General features: G+C 75.2%; 14 protein-coding genes. 9 read left to right on the top strand and 5 right to left on the bottom strand.

The annotated features are described in order from the left end of the window. Positions 1-16: 16 nt before the first annotated feature. The 3 genes from FHU36_RS06320 to FHU36_RS06310 are packed head-to-tail and all read left to right on the top strand — an operon-like array spanning position 17 to position 4,709. Positions 17-1,291, top strand: a complete 1,275-nt coding sequence (locus FHU36_RS06320; RefSeq protein ID WP_185082843.1) for an ABC transporter substrate-binding protein — start codon at positions 17-19, stop codon at positions 1,289-1,291. After that, complete coding sequence (locus tag FHU36_RS06315) at positions 1,288-3,969, top strand: ABC transporter permease subunit (RefSeq protein WP_185082842.1); 2,682 nt, start codon at positions 1,288-1,290, stop codon at positions 3,967-3,969. Before FHU36_RS06320 ends, FHU36_RS06315 begins: the two co-directional genes overlap by 4 nt. Further along, positions 3,969-4,709, top strand: a complete 741-nt coding sequence (locus tag FHU36_RS06310; RefSeq protein ID WP_312891455.1) for an ABC transporter ATP-binding protein — start codon at positions 3,969-3,971, stop codon at positions 4,707-4,709. The genes FHU36_RS06315 and FHU36_RS06310 overlap by 1 nt, the downstream gene beginning before the upstream one ends. Before the next feature lie 30 nt (positions 4,710-4,739). Here FHU36_RS06310 and FHU36_RS06305 read toward each other — a convergent pair whose 3' ends face one another. Next, positions 4,740-5,603, bottom strand: a complete 864-nt coding sequence (locus tag FHU36_RS06305) for a LysR family transcriptional regulator (protein WP_185082841.1) — start codon at positions 5,601-5,603, stop codon at positions 4,740-4,742. 72 nt (positions 5,604-5,675) lie between these two features. On the opposite strand from FHU36_RS06305, the gene FHU36_RS06300 reads away from it, so the two are divergent. The 5 genes from FHU36_RS06300 to FHU36_RS06280 all read left to right on the top strand — a co-directional run bounded on the left by FHU36_RS06300 (position 5,676) and on the right by FHU36_RS06280 (position 10,429). Further along, positions 5,676-6,332, top strand: coding sequence for a type 1 glutamine amidotransferase domain-containing protein (locus FHU36_RS06300; RefSeq protein ID WP_185082840.1), 657 nt, complete (start codon positions 5,676-5,678; stop codon positions 6,330-6,332). A 112-nt stretch (positions 6,333-6,444) separates the two neighbouring features. Then, the gene (locus tag FHU36_RS06295; RefSeq protein WP_185082839.1) at positions 6,445-7,410 is read left to right on the top strand and encodes an alpha/beta hydrolase; all 966 of its coding nucleotides are present in this window, start codon (positions 6,445-6,447) and stop codon (positions 7,408-7,410) included. Positions 7,411-7,453: 43 nt separating this feature from the next. After that, positions 7,454-8,566, top strand: coding sequence for an acyl-CoA dehydrogenase family protein (locus FHU36_RS06290; RefSeq protein WP_185082838.1), 1,113 nt, complete (start codon positions 7,454-7,456; stop codon positions 8,564-8,566). A 28-nt stretch (positions 8,567-8,594) separates the two neighbouring features. Further along, a complete protein-coding gene (locus FHU36_RS06285; RefSeq protein ID WP_185082837.1) occupies positions 8,595-9,599 on the top strand; it encodes an acyl-CoA dehydrogenase family protein in 1,005 nt (334 codons plus the stop codon). Next, positions 9,596-10,429, top strand: coding sequence for a TIGR03619 family F420-dependent LLM class oxidoreductase (locus tag FHU36_RS06280; RefSeq protein ID WP_185082836.1), 834 nt, complete (start codon positions 9,596-9,598; stop codon positions 10,427-10,429). The genes FHU36_RS06285 and FHU36_RS06280 overlap by 4 nt, the downstream gene beginning before the upstream one ends. An 82-nt stretch (positions 10,430-10,511) precedes the next feature. Here FHU36_RS06280 and FHU36_RS43415 read toward each other — a convergent pair whose 3' ends face one another. Continuing rightward, positions 10,512-12,713, bottom strand: a complete 2,202-nt coding sequence (locus FHU36_RS43415; protein ID WP_221495787.1) for a CHAP domain-containing protein — start codon at positions 12,711-12,713, stop codon at positions 10,512-10,514. Between the two features lie 452 nt (positions 12,714-13,165). Next, complete coding sequence (locus tag FHU36_RS06270; protein WP_185082835.1) at positions 13,166-13,372, bottom strand: hypothetical protein; 207 nt, start codon at positions 13,370-13,372, stop codon at positions 13,166-13,168. Between the two features lie 15 nt (positions 13,373-13,387). On the opposite strand from FHU36_RS06270, the gene FHU36_RS06265 reads away from it, so the two are divergent. Further along, positions 13,388-13,648, top strand: a complete 261-nt coding sequence (locus tag FHU36_RS06265; RefSeq protein WP_185082834.1) for a PaaI family thioesterase — start codon at positions 13,388-13,390, stop codon at positions 13,646-13,648. Here FHU36_RS06265 and FHU36_RS06260 read toward each other — a convergent pair. Together FHU36_RS06260 and FHU36_RS06255 are read right to left on the bottom strand one after the other, a co-directional pair. Continuing rightward, positions 13,642-14,391, bottom strand: coding sequence for a glucose 1-dehydrogenase (locus FHU36_RS06260; RefSeq protein ID WP_185082833.1), 750 nt, complete (start codon positions 14,389-14,391; stop codon positions 13,642-13,644). The two genes, FHU36_RS06265 and FHU36_RS06260, sit on opposite strands and share 7 nt — an antisense overlap. Beyond that, positions 14,378-16,450 (bottom strand): acetate--CoA ligase family protein, encoded by a 2,073-nt coding sequence (locus tag FHU36_RS06255; RefSeq protein ID WP_185082832.1) that lies wholly within the window; start codon positions 16,448-16,450, stop codon positions 14,378-14,380. The genes FHU36_RS06260 and FHU36_RS06255 overlap by 14 nt, the downstream gene beginning before the upstream one ends.

Here is a 16,450-nt window from a genome sequence, read left to right as displayed (position 1 = left end):
GAGGTGGGAGGCGTGGGTGCGACGACGACACGACAGGGTGCGGCGGATCGGGGTGCGGCGCGGGGCGGCGGCCGGCCTGGTGCTGGCGCTGCTGGCGGGGTGCGCCGCCCAGCAGCGGGCCTCCGGCCCGGCCGGGGGAGCGGCGCCCGGCGTCACGGACACGACCGTCAAGGTCGGCGGCGTGCTGACCAGGACCAGCGCCAGCGGCTACTCCACCAAGGACGCCGAGATCGGCGCCCGGGCCAGGTTCGAGCGGGCCAACGCCGCGGGCGGCGTGCACGGGCGCCGCATCGAGTTCGTCGGAGCCGAGGACGACGGCCAGGACGCGGCCAAGGGCGACGCGGCGGCGAAGAAGCTCGTGCAGAAGGACGAGGTGTTCGCCCTGGTGCCCGTGCACGCCCCCAACTTCGGCGGCGCGGCGTTCCTGGAGCAGCAGGGCGTGCCGTGGTTCGGCTGGGCCACCGGCCCGCAGTGGTGCGGCACCAGGACGGGGTTCGGCTACAACGGGTGCCTGGCGCCCAAGAAGGGGGCCGGGTCGCAGACCTGGTGGGGCAGGCAGATGGCCGAGCTGCTCGGCGGGGCCGCCGGCAAGAGCGTCTACGTGCAGACCAGCGACTCCAGCGGCAGCAAGTACGGCGGCACCACGATCTCCCAGTCGTTCACCGCCGCCGGGTTCGAGCTGGCCGGCGTGAACTCCGGACTGCCCGCCGCCGCCCCGCCGCCCGACTGGCTGCCGTACGTCAACAAAATCATGACGTCGGACGGCGGCGGGCCGCCGGACGTCGTGGTCTCCGTTATCGCCGGCACGAAGTTCAACGTCGGCCTCTACGCGGCGCTCAAACGGGCCGGGTACAAGGGCGTGCTGACCGACGCCACCAGCTACGACGCCGCCATCCTCGCCGACCCGGCCAGCGCCGAGGCGCTGGAGGGCGTCATCGCGGCGCCGATGTTCGAGCCGTTCGAGTCGACCGCCCCCGAGATCGCCCAGCTCAAGGCCGACGTGGAGAAGGCCGCGCCGGGTACCCGGCTCACCCAGCACCTCGCGATCGGGTACTGGGCCGCCGACATCTTCCTGGACATGCTGACCAAGACCGGCAAGGACCTCACCAGGGAGAGGTTCCTGGCCACCGGCAACGGCTCCTACTCCTACGAGAACGCCGGCTTCGGCCGGATCCGCTACCCCAGGGACCACAGCGAGCCGAACGGCTGCGGCGCCCTGGTCAAGCTGGAGGGCGGCGCCTTCACGGTGGCCAAGAGCATGAAGTGCTTCGAGAACGTGCCGCTGCGATGATACTCGGCTACGTCGTCAGCGGCCTCGTCACCGGGGCGATCTTCGCCATCATGGGCTCGGGCCTGACCCTGTCGTACGCGGCGACCGGGGTGTTCAACTTCGCCCACGGCGCCATCGGGTTCGTCTCCGCGCTGCTGTTCTACCAGTGCAACGTGGCCGCCGGGCTGCCCTCCTGGCTGTCGGCCCTGCTCGCGGCGGGGGTGTTCGCGCCCGCGCTCGGCTACCTGCTGCACCGGGCCATGTTCGGCGGGCTCGCCCGGGCGGGTGAGACCGCGCAGATCGTCGGCACGATCGGGCTGACGATCGCGCTGCCGGCGCTCGGGCTGCTGGTCGTGGACGTCTTCGGGCTGCCGCCCGCCGACGCGACCTCGCTGCCGCGCGGCATCGGCCCGCATCCGGCCGTGCCGTTCGACGTGCTCGGCGTACGCCTCGACACCGACCAGCTCATCACGTTCGGCGCGTCGATCGTGACCGCCGCGGGCCTGTGGGCGTTCATGCGGCACACCCCGTACGGGCTGCGCATGCGCGCCTGCGTGGACCGGCGGCGGCTGGCCACCCTGCGCGGCATCGACGCGGACGCCACCTCGGCCGTGGCCTGGATGCTCGGCTCCGGCCTCGCCGGTCTCGCCGGGGTGCTGGCCGTGCCGGTGCTCGGGCTGGACGCCACCGCGTACACGGTGCTGTTGTTCGCCTCGGCCACGGCGGCGGTGTTCGGGCGGCTGCGGTCGATCCCGTGGACGTTCGCCGCCGGGCTGGCGCTGGGCGTGGTGCAGAACCTGGTCGCCGGCTACACCGACTTCCTGGAGGAGATCACCGGGCTGCGGACGGCCGTGCCGGTCCTCCTGCTGTTCGCCGGGCTGGTGCTGCTCAACCGGTCGAGGGAGCGGGTCGCCGGCAGCGCGGCGGACGACGCGCCGCCGCCCGACCACCTGGCCGGGGTGCCCGCCTGGCGGCGGCGGCTGCCGTGGGTCCTGTCACCGCTGGCGCTGCTGGCGTTCACGGCCGTGGCGCCGGAGTACTACGTGGGCGTGGCGGCGCACGGGCTGGTGCTGGCGCTGATCTGCTGCTCGTTCGTGGTGGTGACGGGGATCGGCGGCATGGTCAACCTGGCCCAGGCCGCCTTCGCCGCGATGGCCGCGCTGACCTGCGGGTGGGCGTTCGCCTCCGGGCTGCCGTTCGTCGTGGCGATCGTGCTCGGCGTGCTGGCCGCGTGCGCCGTGGGCACGCTGGTGGCGCTGCCCGCGCTCCGGCTCGGCGGGCGGGTGCTGACGCTGGCGACGCTCGCCCTGGCGTTGCTGGCCGACCAGGTGCTGTTCCAGGTGGACGCGTTCAGCAACGGCACGATCGGCTGGCCGCTGCCCGCCCTGGGATTCGGGTTCGCCGACACCTCCGACCCGCGGGTGCGGGTGGTGCTGCTGCTGGCGCTGATCGGGCTGGTCGCGCTGCTCGTCCGCAATCTGGAGCGGTCGGCCTCGGGCCGGGCGATCCTCGCCGTCCGGTCGGCCCCGGCAGCCACGGTCACCTCGGGGCTGTCGGCGCCGCGCGCCAAGATCATGCTGTTCGTGCTGGCCTCGGGGATCGCGGGGCTGGGCGGGGTGCTGTTCGCGATCTCCAAGGGGTCGATCACGGCGACCGACCTGCCGGCCTTCACCGGGTTCGTCTGGCTGGCCGTGGTGGTGCTCCAGGGGGTGCGCCGCATCGGCGGGGCCGTCCTCGGCGGGATGATCGCCGCAGTCTTCCCCGAACTGCTCGCCACCTGGGACGTCTCGGCGCACGTGGGGGCCATCCTGTTCGGGGCGGGCGGGGTGATCCTGGCCAGGCATCCGGACGGGGTGCTGGCGCAGCTCGCCGAGCAGCGGCACCGCCGCCGGCGCCGTGCGGAGTCTCGCGCCGGGTCCCGAGACCGGCCGGCCGGCGTGGTCGGGGAGCCGGGACGAGGGCGGGTGGCGGAGGTGCGCGAACCGGAGCCGAGCGGCGGCGGGGCCCCGGCCACGGCGGAGGGCGTGTTCCGGCTGGACGGGGTCGTGGCCGGGTACGGCGACGTGACCGTGCTGCGGGGCGTCGAGCTGGCCGTGCGGCCCGGCGAGGTCGTGGCGCTGCTCGGCGCCAACGGGGCGGGCAAGTCCACCACGTGCGCCGTCGCCGCCGGTGACGTGCCGGTGACCTCGGGCCGGGTGCTGCTCGACGGCGCCGACGTCACCGCCTGGCCCGCGCACCGCAGGGCCCGCGCCGGGGTGGTGCTCGCTCCCGAGGGCAGGGGTGTCTTCCCCGGCCTGACCGTGGAGGAGAACCTGCGCACCTGGCTCGCCGACCCCGGCCCCGCCTACGAGCGGATGCCACAGCTCGCCGCCCGCCGTACCGTGCTCGCGGGCGCGCTGTCGGGCGGCGAGCAGCAGCTCCTCACGCTGGCGCCCGCGCTCGTGCGGCCACCCCGGGTGCTGATCGCCGACGAGCCGTCGCTCGGGCTGGCGCCGCTCGTCGTGCGCCAGGTGTTCGAGGTGTTCGCCGAGCTGCGCGAGCGCGGGGTGGCGCTGCTGCTGGTGGAGGAGAAGGCCACCGAGGCGCTGGCCGTCGCCGACCGGGTGGCGTTCGTGCGGCTCGGCCGGATCGTGTGGAGCGGGCCGCGGTCCGAGGTGGACGCCGAGCGGCTGACCGCCGCCTACCTGGGGGTGTCGTAGTGCTCAGGGTGATGGACGTGTCCGTGGCGTTCGGCGGGGTCCGGGCGCTCGACGGAGTGTCGTTCGAGGTGCCTGAGGGGCAGGTGTGCGGCGTCATCGGGCCGAACGGGGCCGGCAAGACCACCCTGTTCGACGTGGTGTCGGGGCTGCGGCGGCCTGGCGCCGGGCGGATCAGCGTGGCCGGTGCGGACCTGACCGGGACGTCGGCGGTCAGGCGGGCGCGGCTCGGCGTGCGCCGCACCTTCCAGCGGACGCAGGTGTTCGGCCGGCTGACCGTGGCGGAGAACGTGCTGGCGGCCCTCGACTGGCACGGCGGCGGCGGTGGCCTGGCCGCCGACCTGGTCGGCTGGCCCGCCCGGCGGCGGCTGGAGCGCGAGCGCGGCGAGCGCGTCGCCGAGGTGCTGGAGCTGTGCGGGCTGAGCGGGCTGCGCGACGTCCACGCCGCCGCGCTGCCCGTCGGCCGGCGGCGGCTGGTCGAGCTGGCCCGCGCGCTCGCCGACCGGCCGAGGCTCCTGCTGCTCGACGAGCCGACCTCGGGCCTGGACGCCGAGCAGACGGCACGGCTGCGCGAGGTCGTCGCGGCGCTGGACACCACGGTGCTGCTGGTCGAGCACGACATGGGCTTCGTCATGCGGGCCTGCGACCGGCTCGTCGTGCTCGACCTGGGCCGGGTCATCGCCTCGGGGACCCCGGACGAGGTGCGCGGCGACCCGGTGGTCCGGGCCGCCTACCTCGGCTGACCCTCGCCGGCGGGCCGCGCCGCCCCGGCTTCAGAACGCCGGGGCGGCGCGGAACGCCTCCAGCAGGTGGGTGTACACGCGGGCGACCGCCGGCCCGGCCGGTCCGCCGCGGCGGACCGCGAGGTAGCCGGTGTTGATCGGCGGCAGCTCCGGCTCGGCCAGCGGCACCAGCGTGCCGGCCGCCAGGTGGGTGCGGCACAGGTAGGCCGGCAGGACGGACCAGCCCATCCCGGCCAGCACGGCGTTCAGCACGCCCCGCAGGTCGGGGATCACCACCTGCGCGGTCATCACCGGTCGCCTGCCGAAGACGGTCCGCCAGTAGCGGCGCACGATCGGCAGCTCCTCGCCGTACGCCACCAGCGGCGCCCCCGCCACCCCCAGGGCCGCCACGGCGGGGGTGGCCACCAGCACGAACTCCTCGTCGTACAGGGGCTCGGCCTGGACGCCGCGGTGTCGCGGCCGGATCGTGGAGATCACCAGGTCGAGCCGCCCGGCGGCGAGGTCGGCGAGCAGGTCGTCGGCCAGGCCGAGCGTGGTGCGCAGCCGCAGCCCGCTCGCCACCAGCGGCGCCAGCATGGGCACCACGTGCTCCGACAGGAACTCCGCCGGACCGCCCAGGTGGACCGCCTGCTCCGTGGGCAGCCCCGGCCCGGCGACCGCGTCGAGGGCGTCGAGCGGCCCGGCCACCCGCCGGGCCAGCTCGTCGGCGGCGGCCGTCGGGGCGACCCCGCGGGGCAACCGGTCGAACAGCGGCCGGTCCAGCGCCGCCTCCAGCGCCTTCACCTGGGCGGTGACCGCCGGCTGCGACAGGCCGAGGGTGTGCGCGGCGGCAGTGATGGAGCCGGTCCGGTACACCGCGAGGAACGATCTGAGCAGGTCGAGCGAGACAGGCATATCAGCATTGTGATGGCTGAACCCGTCCATCGCTATTGGCGGCTGATGGGTCGACGGGGTCATGCTGGAGCCATGACCAGACGCGTACTGATAGCACTGACCAGCCATGACGACCTGGGCGGGTTGCGGAGCACCGGCTACTACGTGCCCGAGGCGGCCCACCCGTGGAAGGTCTTCCGCGACGCCGGCTTCGAGGTGGACGTGGCCAGCGTGCGCGGCGGCGAGCCGCCCCAGGACGGCTACGACGCCGGCGACCCCGACCAGGTCGCCTTCCTCACCTCCGGGGCGGCGGACGGCACGCCCCGGCTGGCGGAGGTCGACGGCGCCGCCTACGACGTCGTCTTCTACGCCGGCGGGCACGGCACCATGTGGGACTTCCCGCAGGACCCGGACGTGGCCCGCGTCGGCCGGGAGGCGTACGAGAACGGCGGCGTCGTGGCGGCCGTCTGCCACGGCCCGGCCGCCCTGGTGAACCTGACGCTGTCCGACGGCAGCCACCTCGTGGCCGGCAAGCGGGTCGCCGGCTTCACCAACAGCGAGGAGAAGGCCGCCGGCGCCGCCGACGTCGTGCCGTTCCTGCTGGCGGACGCGCTGAAGGAGCGCGGCGCCCGGCACGAGGGCGCCGGCGACTGGGAGCCGCACGTGGTCGTGGACGGCCGCCTGGCCACCGGCCAGAACCCGGCCAGCGCCGCCCCGCTGGCGCGACGGGTCGTCGAGCTGCTCTCCTGACCAGGTGGCGGGCCGCCGGGGGCGAACGGCCGCCGGATGGCGGTTGTCCCCCGGCGCGGCGCCTCCGACGATCGAGGGGTACGGCATAGGCCTTCGTGGAAGGGTACGTGGCATGGCCTATCACCCCAATCTGGATCCGGAGCTCCGGGCGGCGCTGGAGCAGCTGCAGCCGCCCGCGTTCGACGTCTCGACCATGACCATGGAGGACGTCGCGGGGGTCCGCGCCCAGGTCCACGCGGTGGTGGCGGCCGCGTCCCCGCCGGACGGCGGCATGACGATCGAGGACCGCCACGTGCCGGGGCCGGAGGGCGACCCCGACGTCCGGCTGCGCGTCCACCGCCCGGCGGGGCCGGAGGAGGTCCGGCCCTGCCTCTACTGGATCCACGGCGGCGGGATGATGATCGGCAAGCCGGAGATGGACGACGCCTTCCTCGCCGAGTACGTCGAGTGGCTCGGCTGCGTCGTCGTCGCGGTGGACTACCGGCTCGCGCCCGAGCACCCGGACCCCGCGCCCGTCGAGGACTGCTACGCCGGGCTCGTCTGGACCGCCAAGAACGCCGCCGAGCTGGGCATCGACCCCGCGCGGCTGGCCGTGGGCGGCGCGAGCGCGGGCGGCGGGCTGGCCGCCGGCACGGTGCTGCTGGCCCGCGACCGGGGCGGCCCCGCCGTCGCCTTCCAGCTCCTCGTCTGCCCGATGCTCGACGACCGCAATGTCACCCCGTCCAGCCAGGAGTTCGCCGACGCCGTCCTGTGGAACCGGGCCGCCAACCTCTTCGGCTGGCGGGCCCTGCTCGGCGAGCGGGCCGGTGGCGACGACGTCTCGCCGTACGCCGCCCCGGCCAGGGCCGAGGACCTGTCGGGCCTGCCTCCGGCGTTCGTGGACGTGGGGGAGGTGGAGGTCTTCAGGGACGAGGACATGGACTACGCCCGGCGGCTGCTGGCGGCCGGGGTGTCGACGGAGCTCCACGTGTACCCGGGCGGCTTCCACGGCTTCGACATGATGGTGCCCGACGCCATGCTGAGCGTCAGGGCCCGGGAGGCGCGGATCGCCGCGCTCCGGCGGGCGTTCGGCGGCTGAACAACCATGGCCAGCTAACCAAGCGTGCGCTAGGTTGGTGTCTGTGGATCTCGACTTCTCCCGGGCCGAGCAGGACTTCCGCGCCGAGGTCCGCGACTGGCTGGCCGCCCACGTCCCCGGTCCGCTGCCCTCCCTGGACACCCCCGAGGGCTTCGCCGCGCACCGCGCGTGGGAGGCGGAGCTCGCCGCGTCCCGGCTGTCGGTCGTCTCCTGGCCCGCCGCGTACGGAGGGAGGGACGCCTCCCTCGTCGAGTGGCTGATCTTCGAGGAGGAGTACTGGGCGGCGGGCGCGCCCGCCCGCGTCGGCCAGAACGGCATCTTCCTGCTCGCCCCCACCCTCATGGCCTTCGGCACCGAGGAGCAGCGACGCGCGTGGCTGCCGAGGATGGCACGCGCCGACGACGTGTGGGCGCAGGCCTGGTCCGAGCCGGAGGCGGGCAGCGACCTGGCCGCGCTCACCTCCCGCGCCGTGCGAGCCCCTGGCGGATGGCGTCTGTACGGCCACAAGACGTGGAGCTCACGGGCCGCCCACGCCTCCCACGGGTTCGGGCTGTTCCGCACCTCCGGAGCGCGGCACCGGGGGCTCACCTACGTCATGTTCCCGATGGACGAGGTCACCGTCCGGCCGATCGCGCAGCTCGACGGGCTGCCGGGCTTCGCCGAGCTGTTCTTCGACGGGGTCTTCGTCCCCGAGTCCATGGTCATCGGCGAGGTGGGCGAGGGCTGGCGGATCGCGATGGCCGCCACCTCCTCCGAACGCGGCCTCACCCTGCGCAGCCCCGGCCGGTTCCTGGCCACCGCCGACAGGCTCGTCGCCCTGGCCCGCGGCGGGCCGGCGGCGGACGACCCGGTGCTCGCCGACCGGGCCGTCCGCTGCTGGACCGACGCGGAGGCCTACCGGCTGCACACCTTCCAGACCGCGCGCCGGCTCATGGCGGGGGAGGAGGCCGGGCCCGCCACCAGCATGGGCAAGGTCTTCTGGTCGGAGCTGGACCTGCGCATGCACGCCCTGGCCATGGAACTCCTCGGCGACCGCGCCGGGGAGACGGCCTGGCTCGACGGGTTCCTCTTCTCGCTGGCCGGGCCGATCTACGCCGGCACCAACGAGATCCAGCGCACGATCATCGCCGAGCGCATCCTCGGCCTGCCCCGTTGACCCCGTCCCCCAGCGAAGGGGCCGCCCGATGAACTTCGCCTTCACTCCCGACCAGCTCGCCCTGGCCGCGACCGTCCGCGACGTGCTGGCCGCGCACTGCCGGCCGCGGGAGCTGCGCGCCGAACGCCTGCCCGCCTGGGACCGGCTCGCCGAGGTCGGGTTCTTCGGGCTGCTCGTCCCGCCCGAGGCCGACGGGCTCGGCCTCGGGCTGACCGACGCGCTCGCCGCGCTGGAGGAGACCGGCCGGGCCTGCCTTCCGGGGCCGGTCGTGGAGACCGCCGTCGCCGCGCCGTACCTGCTGCCGGGCGTCCCCAAGCTCGCCTCCGGCGCGGTCCGCGTGACCGTGGTGCCGCCGGGCGCCGCGTTCGCGCCGGACGCCGACGTCGCCGACCTCATCGTGGTCGCGCGGCCCGACGGGCCCCGCCTGGTGTCCAAGGCGTCGGCACGACTCACGCCCCGGCCCGGTGTGGACCCGTGCCGGCCGCTGTTCGACGTGTCGTTCACCGGGTCCGTGCCGCTGGAGCGTCCGCTGGAGTCGGCGCTGCTGCGGGCCACCGTGGCGACCGCCGCGCAGCTCGTCGGGGTGGCGCGGCGGTTGCTGGAGCTGTCGGTGGAGTACGCGCGCGCCCGGCGGCAGTTCGGCGCGCCCATCGGGTCCTTCCAGGCGGTCAAGCACCAGCTCGCCGACGTGGCCATCGCCGTGTCCTTCGCCGCGCCGCTCGTCCACCGTGCCGCCGTCTCCGTGGACGCAGGGGGGACGGGTGAGGCGGGGCGGGGCGGCGGGGGGTCGGGTGGTGGGGGCACCGCCGGGCGGGACGCCGCCGCGGCCAAGGCGGCCGCGGGAGAGGCCGCGGCGCTGGCCGCGCGGGTCGCCCTGCAGACGCACGGCGCCATCGGCTACACCGAGGAACTGGACCTGCGGTTCTGGCTGGCCCGCGCCTGGTCCCTGTCGGCCGCCTACGGCGGGGCCGCCGAACACCGCGCCGCGGTCCGCGCCGCCGTGCTCTCCGGGGACACGCGGAGGTATCCGTGAAGTTCGGCGTGCCGCTCGGGCTGCTCCACCCGGCCGTGTGGAAGGACGTCGCGGTCGCGGCCGACGAGCTGGGCTTCGAGTCGGTGTGGTTGCCCGAGCACCTCGTCTTCGCCACCGACCTGTCCACGGCCGTCTACCCCGGAACGTCCGATCCGGGCATCAAGCCGTCCACGCCGCTGTTCGACGCCCCCGCGTACCTGTGCTGGCTGGCCGCCCACACCTCGCGCGTCCGGCTCGGCACGGCCGTGCACCTGTTCGCGCTGCGCCACCCCTTCGTCTCCGCCCGCGCCTTCGCCACACTGGACGTCGTCTCGTCCGGCAGGGCCGTGTGCGGGGTGGGGGCCGGCTGGTACCAGGGCGAATGGGACGCCGCGGGAATTCCGTTCGCCGACCGGGGCGCCCGGCTCGACGAGGCCATCGAGGTGGCCCGCCGGCTGTGGAGCGAACCCGTCGTGGCGCACTCCGGCCGCTGCTACACCTTCCCCGAGGTGGCCTTCGAGCCCAAACCCGTGCAGCCCCGGCTGCCGATCCTCTGCGGCGGCGAGTCGATGGCCGCGCTGCGGCGGGCGGCACGGCTGTGCGACGGGTGGATCAGCATGCCGCACACCCTGGAGTCCATCCGGCCGCAGCTCGACCGGCTGGCGGCGCTGGGCGGGACCGGCTCGGTGACGGCCCACGCCTACGAACTGGACTCCCCGCAGGAGGCGGCGTCCTGGGCGGCGCTGGGGGTGGACCGGCTCATCGTCCGGCCCTGGCGGCGCGGCCGGGACGCGGTGTCCGCGCTGGAGACCTTCGCCGCCGCCTACGGCGTCTCGCCGCGGGCGCTCTGATCGCGGCCCCGCCGGACCGCCGGGAGGAGGAGAGGGCGGGCGGGCGTGCCAGTCGGGCGCGGTGGTCGGGCGCGGTGGTCGGTCAGGCGCGGTGGCGGCCTCGGCGTGAGGCGGTGCGGCGCTCCCCGCTGGTCGTGATGGTCGTGGGCGTCGGGGCCGCGAACGCCGGGGCCGGGGAGGGCGCGGGGGTGAAGGCCGGGGCAGGCAAGGGTACGGGGGCGAAGGCCGGGGCCGGGGAGGTCTCCTGGGCGCGGGCGGCGCGGTGGCGGCGGCCGCGCGACGGGGTGTCCTGGAAGAACCGGCCGTCCACGGGCCCGTCCGCGCCCCGGGCATGGCGGCGCCCATGGGCCGGTCGGTCCCACGCGGCGAACGAGGCCCCGTCCTGGACGGCCCGGCCGCCGTCGCCGCCTCGCTGGGCCGCGGCCCTGGACCCGTCGAGCCGGTACTCGGCCCAGGGGGCGTCCAGGCGGCGCTGGCTCGGCCGGGCGGAGTCGGGGCCGTGCGGGTCCTGGCGCTGCTGGTCGGGGCAGTGGGGGGCGGTGACGCGGTGGCGGCGGCCGCGCAGCGGGGCGTCGGCGGTGAAGGCCGCGGGCTCCTCGACCGGGTGCCCGCTGCTGCGCCGCCTGCCCCGGTAGCCCCCGCCGGAGCCCTCCAGACGGGTGGTGCGCGCCTGGGCGGCGTACCCCGCCTCGTGGCGGCGCGACAGACGGGCCGGGCGCTCGAACGCGTCCCAGGATGTCGCCGCGGCACGTCCGGCGGGCGGCGCGAAGGCGTCGAACGCGCTCGTCGCCTCGGGGATGGCGACGGGCTCGAACGGCAGTGCCCGCCGCCCGCCGACCGGCTCGGCCGGCGTGGTGAGCCGCATGGCCACAGGCTCGGACGGGGCGGCGAGCCGGGCGCCCAGCGGGTCGGCGGCCGAGCGGTGCGAGGCGCCGGCCGCCGGCGTGGGCAGCGGCAGCGGCAGCGTGACCGGCTCGAACGGGCGGAAGCGCGGGCCGGAGGGCGTGGACGCCGGGGTACGCGGGATGACGATCGGCTCGAAGGGCTCCCCCGGGCCCTCCGCGCCCGCCCCGGCGGCGAGCCGCGCGGCGATGGGCAGTTCTTCGGGGAACCCGGTGGGCACCGGGACCGTCTCGGGCGCCTCGGGCCTGGGCAGCTCCGCCGGCCTCGACGGGGCCGGGCTCGTGGTGGCGGTGGTGAGGGTCGCCGTGCCGGCGGGGGCGAAGAACGCTCTGGCGCGGGCCTTGCGGCGGTGGCGGTGGCGGCGGGCCGCCGGGGGGGCGACCGTGACCGCGGCGGCGGCGGCCAGTGCGGGCCGGGTGCGCAACTGCCGGGTCTTGCTGATCGCGAGCAGGGCGAGGGCGGCCACCAGCGCCGAGCCGACCAGAGCGGGCGAGTCGAGCACGGGCGAGGTGATGGGCCGGGCCGCCTCCACGACGGGCGGCAGGGGTTCGGCGGTCACCGCGGTGGTGTCGGCGGTGGCGGGCTTGGCGTGCTTGCCCTTCTTCTCGGCCCGCCCGGTGGCGCTCGTCCGCGGCGTGTCGGCCTGCGGCTTGGCCAGCGCCTCGGTGCGGGCCTCGGCCTCGGCCGGGGCGGACGACGGGACGCCCTCCTGCTGGGCCTGCTGGTTGCCCGTTTCGGGGGCCGGCTCCTTGCGGGCGGCGATCGGGGGCTGCACCTCCACGTACACCTCGGTGGAGGGGATCAGCGAGCTGAGCGGGCCGTTCTGGAGCTGGTTGACCTCCTGGCCGGGCGGCTGGGCCGCCTGCTCGCGGTGGGCGTTCTCGATGGCCTGCTGCTTGGCGAGCTGCTCGTCGAGACGTTCCTTGATCCGCTGGGGGTAGCCGTAACCGACCACCTTGTCGGTGTCGCGGACCTTGCGCTTGGCGACGCCGCCGTCGATGTTGCCCTCGATGGTGTGGATCTTGCGGCCCACGACCTTGGTGACGACGCCGACGTGGTCGATGCGGTCGAGGTCGCCGGAGCCGCTCCAGTCGAAGAACACGAACGCGCCCACCTCGGGCTGCTTGCCCCACGCGTCGTTCTTCCTGAACCACTTGGCATGGCTCACGGTCCAGGCGAACTCGCCCATCCACTCCTCGTACCCGAGCTTGTTGGCCGCCCAGGCGAGGAGCATGTCACACCAGGGAGCGCCGCTGTAGTCGGCGTCGAACTCGACGTTCTTGCCGTACCAGGCGCCGAACTTGGTGTAGTCGCCGGCCTTCTCGGCGTAGCCCAGCTGGCTCTCGAGAAGGTCGATGAACTTCTGTGTCTCTGGCGTCATCGAAGTGCTGTGGAACCTTCCGGGCAAGACCGGGTTTGTCCGCACAGCCCTGGGTAGGGAGGGGTATCCCGGGACCCGTGTGACAAAACCGGAGGCCTGTAGTCTTCCGTGATCTGGGAGGCTACCGTGACAAAAAGGCAGGTCAAGCACTCACCAAGGGAGTGTCGCGCTCCAAAGGAGGGGGAAGCTGCAGGTCAAGAGCCTGCCAGAAATGTCCCCAGAAAGTTGTGCTTATAGCAAAAAGATCTATGGTGTGGCGTCTGGGTGACAAAGCCGTTTCGGTAGAACGTGTTCTAGGATGCCTGTCATGACGATCGAGGTCACGACCGGCGAACCCCGCCTCGACGCCCTGTGCGCGCTGGCCCAGGGCACCCGCGACCTGATGGACGCGGTCGCGCTGACCGACGTGGGCGAGGACGAGCTGTCCGCGGTCACCGCCGAGCTGTCGGCCCTCACCGCCCGGCTGCGCCGCCGCGCGCTCCACGCCGCAGCCCTTCGAGGTCGCGCCCGACGGGACGCTGCGCCACCTCGGCAACGCCGTCACCGGCGCCGCCAACCCGCACGCCCTGCCGCTCGTCGTCGAGCGGGCTCCCGGCGGCGGCGTCCGCGCCCACCTGTCGTTCCGCCCGCTGCACGAGGGGCCGCCCGGCTCCGTCCACGGCGGGATCAGCGCGATGATCCTCGACCACCTGCTCGGTCAGGCGGTCGCCGCCGCCGGCCTGGCCGGGATGACCGGCACGCTGTCCGTCCGCTACCGGGCGCCCGTCCCGTACGGCACGCCGCTGCTCGCCACGGCCGAGCACACCCGTTCCGAGGGACGCAAGTCGTGGGCCGAGGGCCGCATCGCCCTGCCGGACGGCACGGTGCTGGCCGAGGCGACGGGCCTGTTCGTCACCCCGGCCGCCTGGCTGGGAGGCGGCCCCGGCCGTCAGTAGCCGGCGCCGGTGAGCAGCCCGCCGTCCACGGTGAACTCGCTGCCGGTGCAGTAACTGGACCGGTCCGAGGCCAGGAACGCCACCACGTGCGACACCTCCACCGGCTCGGCGAACCGCTTGATGACCATGGACTTGACGAACGCCTCGCCGTCGACCTCGCCCACCAGGTCGGGGTTCATGACCATGGGGGTGTCGATCGCGCCCGGGTGCACCGAGTTGACCCGGATGCCGAACCGGGCGAGCTCCCTGGCCGCCGACTTGGTGAGGCCGCGCACCCCGAACTTCGAGGCCGCGTACGCCGACAGCCCCTCGGCGCCGACGAAGCCCTCGATCGAGGAGATGTTGACGATCGAGCCCCGTCCCGCGGCCTTCATCGGCTCGATCACGCTCTTGACGCCGAGCCAGGTGCCCTTCAGGTTCACGTCGATCACCCGGTCGAAGTCCTCGGGCTCCATGTCGGCGATCCGCCGAAATTTCAGGATCCCGGCGTTGTTGACCAGGACGTCCAGCCTGCCGTGGGCCGCGACGGTCGTCTCGACGGCCTGCCGCCACTGCGCCGCGCTCGTCACGTCGTGACGGACGTACGTGGCCCCCGTCTCCTCGGCCAGCGCCTTGCCCTCCTCGTCCAGAACGTCGCCGAACACCACGGCCGCCCCCTCGCGGAGGAACAGCCGCACGTGCGCCTCGCCCATGCCGCGCGCACCACCGGTGACCAGCGCCACCTTGCCGTCAAGCAGTCCCATGCCGGCCTCCTGCCGCGACGGCCACCGCCGCCGCCTCCATGGATCGGTAGACGGGCACCCCGGCCGCCGCCGCGATCGCCCTGATCTCGTCCTCGACGCCCGCCGGGGCGCACTCGGCGTTCCGGGTGACCAGGGTGATCCTGGCGCCGGGCAGTCCGTCCTGCGCTCCGGCGAGCGCGCGGGTGTGGTCGAGCAGCGGCTCGGCCGCCGTGCCGTAGGTGAAGAAGCTCTGCACGTTCACGTGCGCGACCACGTCCCGGTACGGCCGGCGCCGCGCGATCGCCGCGAGGACCCGTGGGACCAGGTCCGGCCGTCCGCGCGGGCCGACGGGCACCTCCAGGGGGTTGGCCAGGGTGCTGCCGGCGCCCAGACCCAGCTCGCCCAGCTCGCCGAGCACCTCGGCGGGCAGCGGGTCGAGCCGCACCCCCGCCCGGTCGAAGGCGTCGGCGGCCAGCACGCTCGCCCCGCCGCTCGGCCCGACGACCAGCACGCCCTCGCCGGTCACCGGCCGGGAGCCGTGCGCCTGGAAGAAGGCGAGCACGCCGATCAGGTCGTCCTGGCTCGTCACCAGCGTCGCGCCGGTCTGCTCGGCCAGCGCCCGCCAGATCCGCCCGTCGCTCACCAGGCCGCCGGTGTGGGAGGCGGCGGCCCGCCGCCCCTGCGTGCTGCGCCCGCCGACCAGCAGCACGACGGGCAGCGTGGTGGCCGCCAGCGCCTCGTACAGCGCCCGCCCGTCGCGCGGGTCCTCCAGGTAGAGGCCGACGGCGCGGGTCTCGCCGTCACGCGACAGCCAGCGCAGCAGCTCGGCGGGAGTGACGTCGGCGGCGTTGCCGACCGTGGCGACCCGGCTGAAGGCCAGCCCGCGCCGCTCGCCGACCTTGACGACCTCCCCGGCCAGCCCGCCGCTCTGCGAGACCAGCGCGATCGTGCCGGGCGGTCCGAGCCCGCCGCCGGTGAAGGTCTGCCGGCCGCGCGGGCAGTACACGCCCATGCAGTTGGGGCCGAGCAGCCTGGTCCCGGCCGCCCGCGCCGCCGCCAGCAGCTCCGCCTCCAGCTCGGGCCGTCCCGCCTCGCCGAACCCGCCGCTCATGACCTGCACGTACGGGATCCCGCCCGCCTGCCGCACGACGTCGGCGCACCGTTCGGCGGGCACCGCGACGAGCGCGTAGTCCACCCCGGCGGCCGCGGCCAGGGACGGCACGGCGGGCACCCCGCCGACCTCGCGGGCCTCGGGGTGCACGGCCACGACCGGCATCCCGGCGGCCCGGTAGAAGTCGAGGAACATGTTGCCGAAGTTCGGCCGGGTGGTGGAGGCGCCCACGACGGCCACGGCCCGCGGCTCGAACAGCGCCGTGAACTCGGCATCGCCATGGCCGGCGAGCGTCGTGGCGGACCCCTCCGACGGCGCGGCGGCCTCGCTCGCGGCCGGGAGGTAGCGGGCGTCCGCCGCCACCACCCCGGACTCCGCCGCGATGACCGGGTTGATCTCGAACTCGCCCAGCTCCAGCCGTTCCCACAGCCCTCCCGGCCCGCCGACCGTCATGAGCAGCTTGACCACCGCGTCCACGTCCGCGCCGGGCCGCCCCCGGTACCCCCGCAGCAGGGCCGCGCCGCGCAGGGACGCCAGCATGCCGCGCGCGTCCGCCTCCGACACCGGGCACAGGCGCACCGAGGTGTCGTTCAGCGCCTCGGCCCACACCCCGCCGAGCCCGGCCAGCAGGACCGGCCCGAACGCCGGATCGCGGACCACGCCGGCGATCAGTTCGACCCCGGCCGCCGCCTGCTCCTCGACGAGGAAGCCCGCGGGCGTGACGCCGCGCCCGGCCAGGGCGGCCCGCATCCGGGCGGCCGCCGCCGCCACCTCCGAGCGCCGCAGGCCCAGCTCCACCGCCCCGGCGTCCGACTTGTGCACCAGGCCGGCCCCGAACGCCTTGAGCACCAGCGGCTCGTCCAGCCCGGTGAGATCGGACCGGGCCGGGTCCCCGGTGACCACGACCCCGCGCGGCACCCGTACCCCGGCCTGGCGCAGCAGCTCCTTCGCCTGGTGCTCGAACACCAC

This window comes from Nonomuraea muscovyensis (assembly GCF_014207745.1).
Taxonomy (GTDB): Bacteria; Actinomycetota; Actinomycetes; order Streptosporangiales; family Streptosporangiaceae; genus Nonomuraea; species Nonomuraea muscovyensis.
The sequence above is the reverse complement of the archived record's forward strand: the minus strand, read 5'-3'. Positions and strand labels throughout refer to the sequence as shown.

Excerpts from the sequence above, each read along its gene's own strand:
- FHU36_RS06260 (WP_185082833.1), bottom strand. The coding sequence starts at position 14,391 with ATGGGACTGCTTGACGGCAAGGTGGCGCTGGTCACCGGTGGTGCGCGC.
- FHU36_RS06300 (WP_185082840.1), top strand. The coding sequence starts at position 5,676 with ATGACCAGACGCGTACTGATAGCACTGACCAGCCATGACGACCTGGGC.
- FHU36_RS06295 (WP_185082839.1), top strand. The coding sequence starts at position 6,445 with ATGGCCTATCACCCCAATCTGGATCCGGAGCTCCGGGCGGCGCTGGAG.
- FHU36_RS43415 (WP_221495787.1), bottom strand. The coding sequence starts at position 12,713 with ATGACGCCAGAGACACAGAAGTTCATCGACCTTCTCGAGAGCCAGCTG.
- FHU36_RS06305 (WP_185082841.1), bottom strand. The coding sequence starts at position 5,603 with ATGCCTGTCTCGCTCGACCTGCTCAGATCGTTCCTCGCGGTGTACCGG.
- FHU36_RS06265 (WP_185082834.1), top strand. The coding sequence starts at position 13,388 with ATGATCCTCGACCACCTGCTCGGTCAGGCGGTCGCCGCCGCCGGCCTG.
- FHU36_RS06315 (WP_185082842.1), top strand. The coding sequence starts at position 1,288 with ATGATACTCGGCTACGTCGTCAGCGGCCTCGTCACCGGGGCGATCTTC.
- FHU36_RS06285 (WP_185082837.1), top strand. The coding sequence starts at position 8,595 with ATGAACTTCGCCTTCACTCCCGACCAGCTCGCCCTGGCCGCGACCGTC.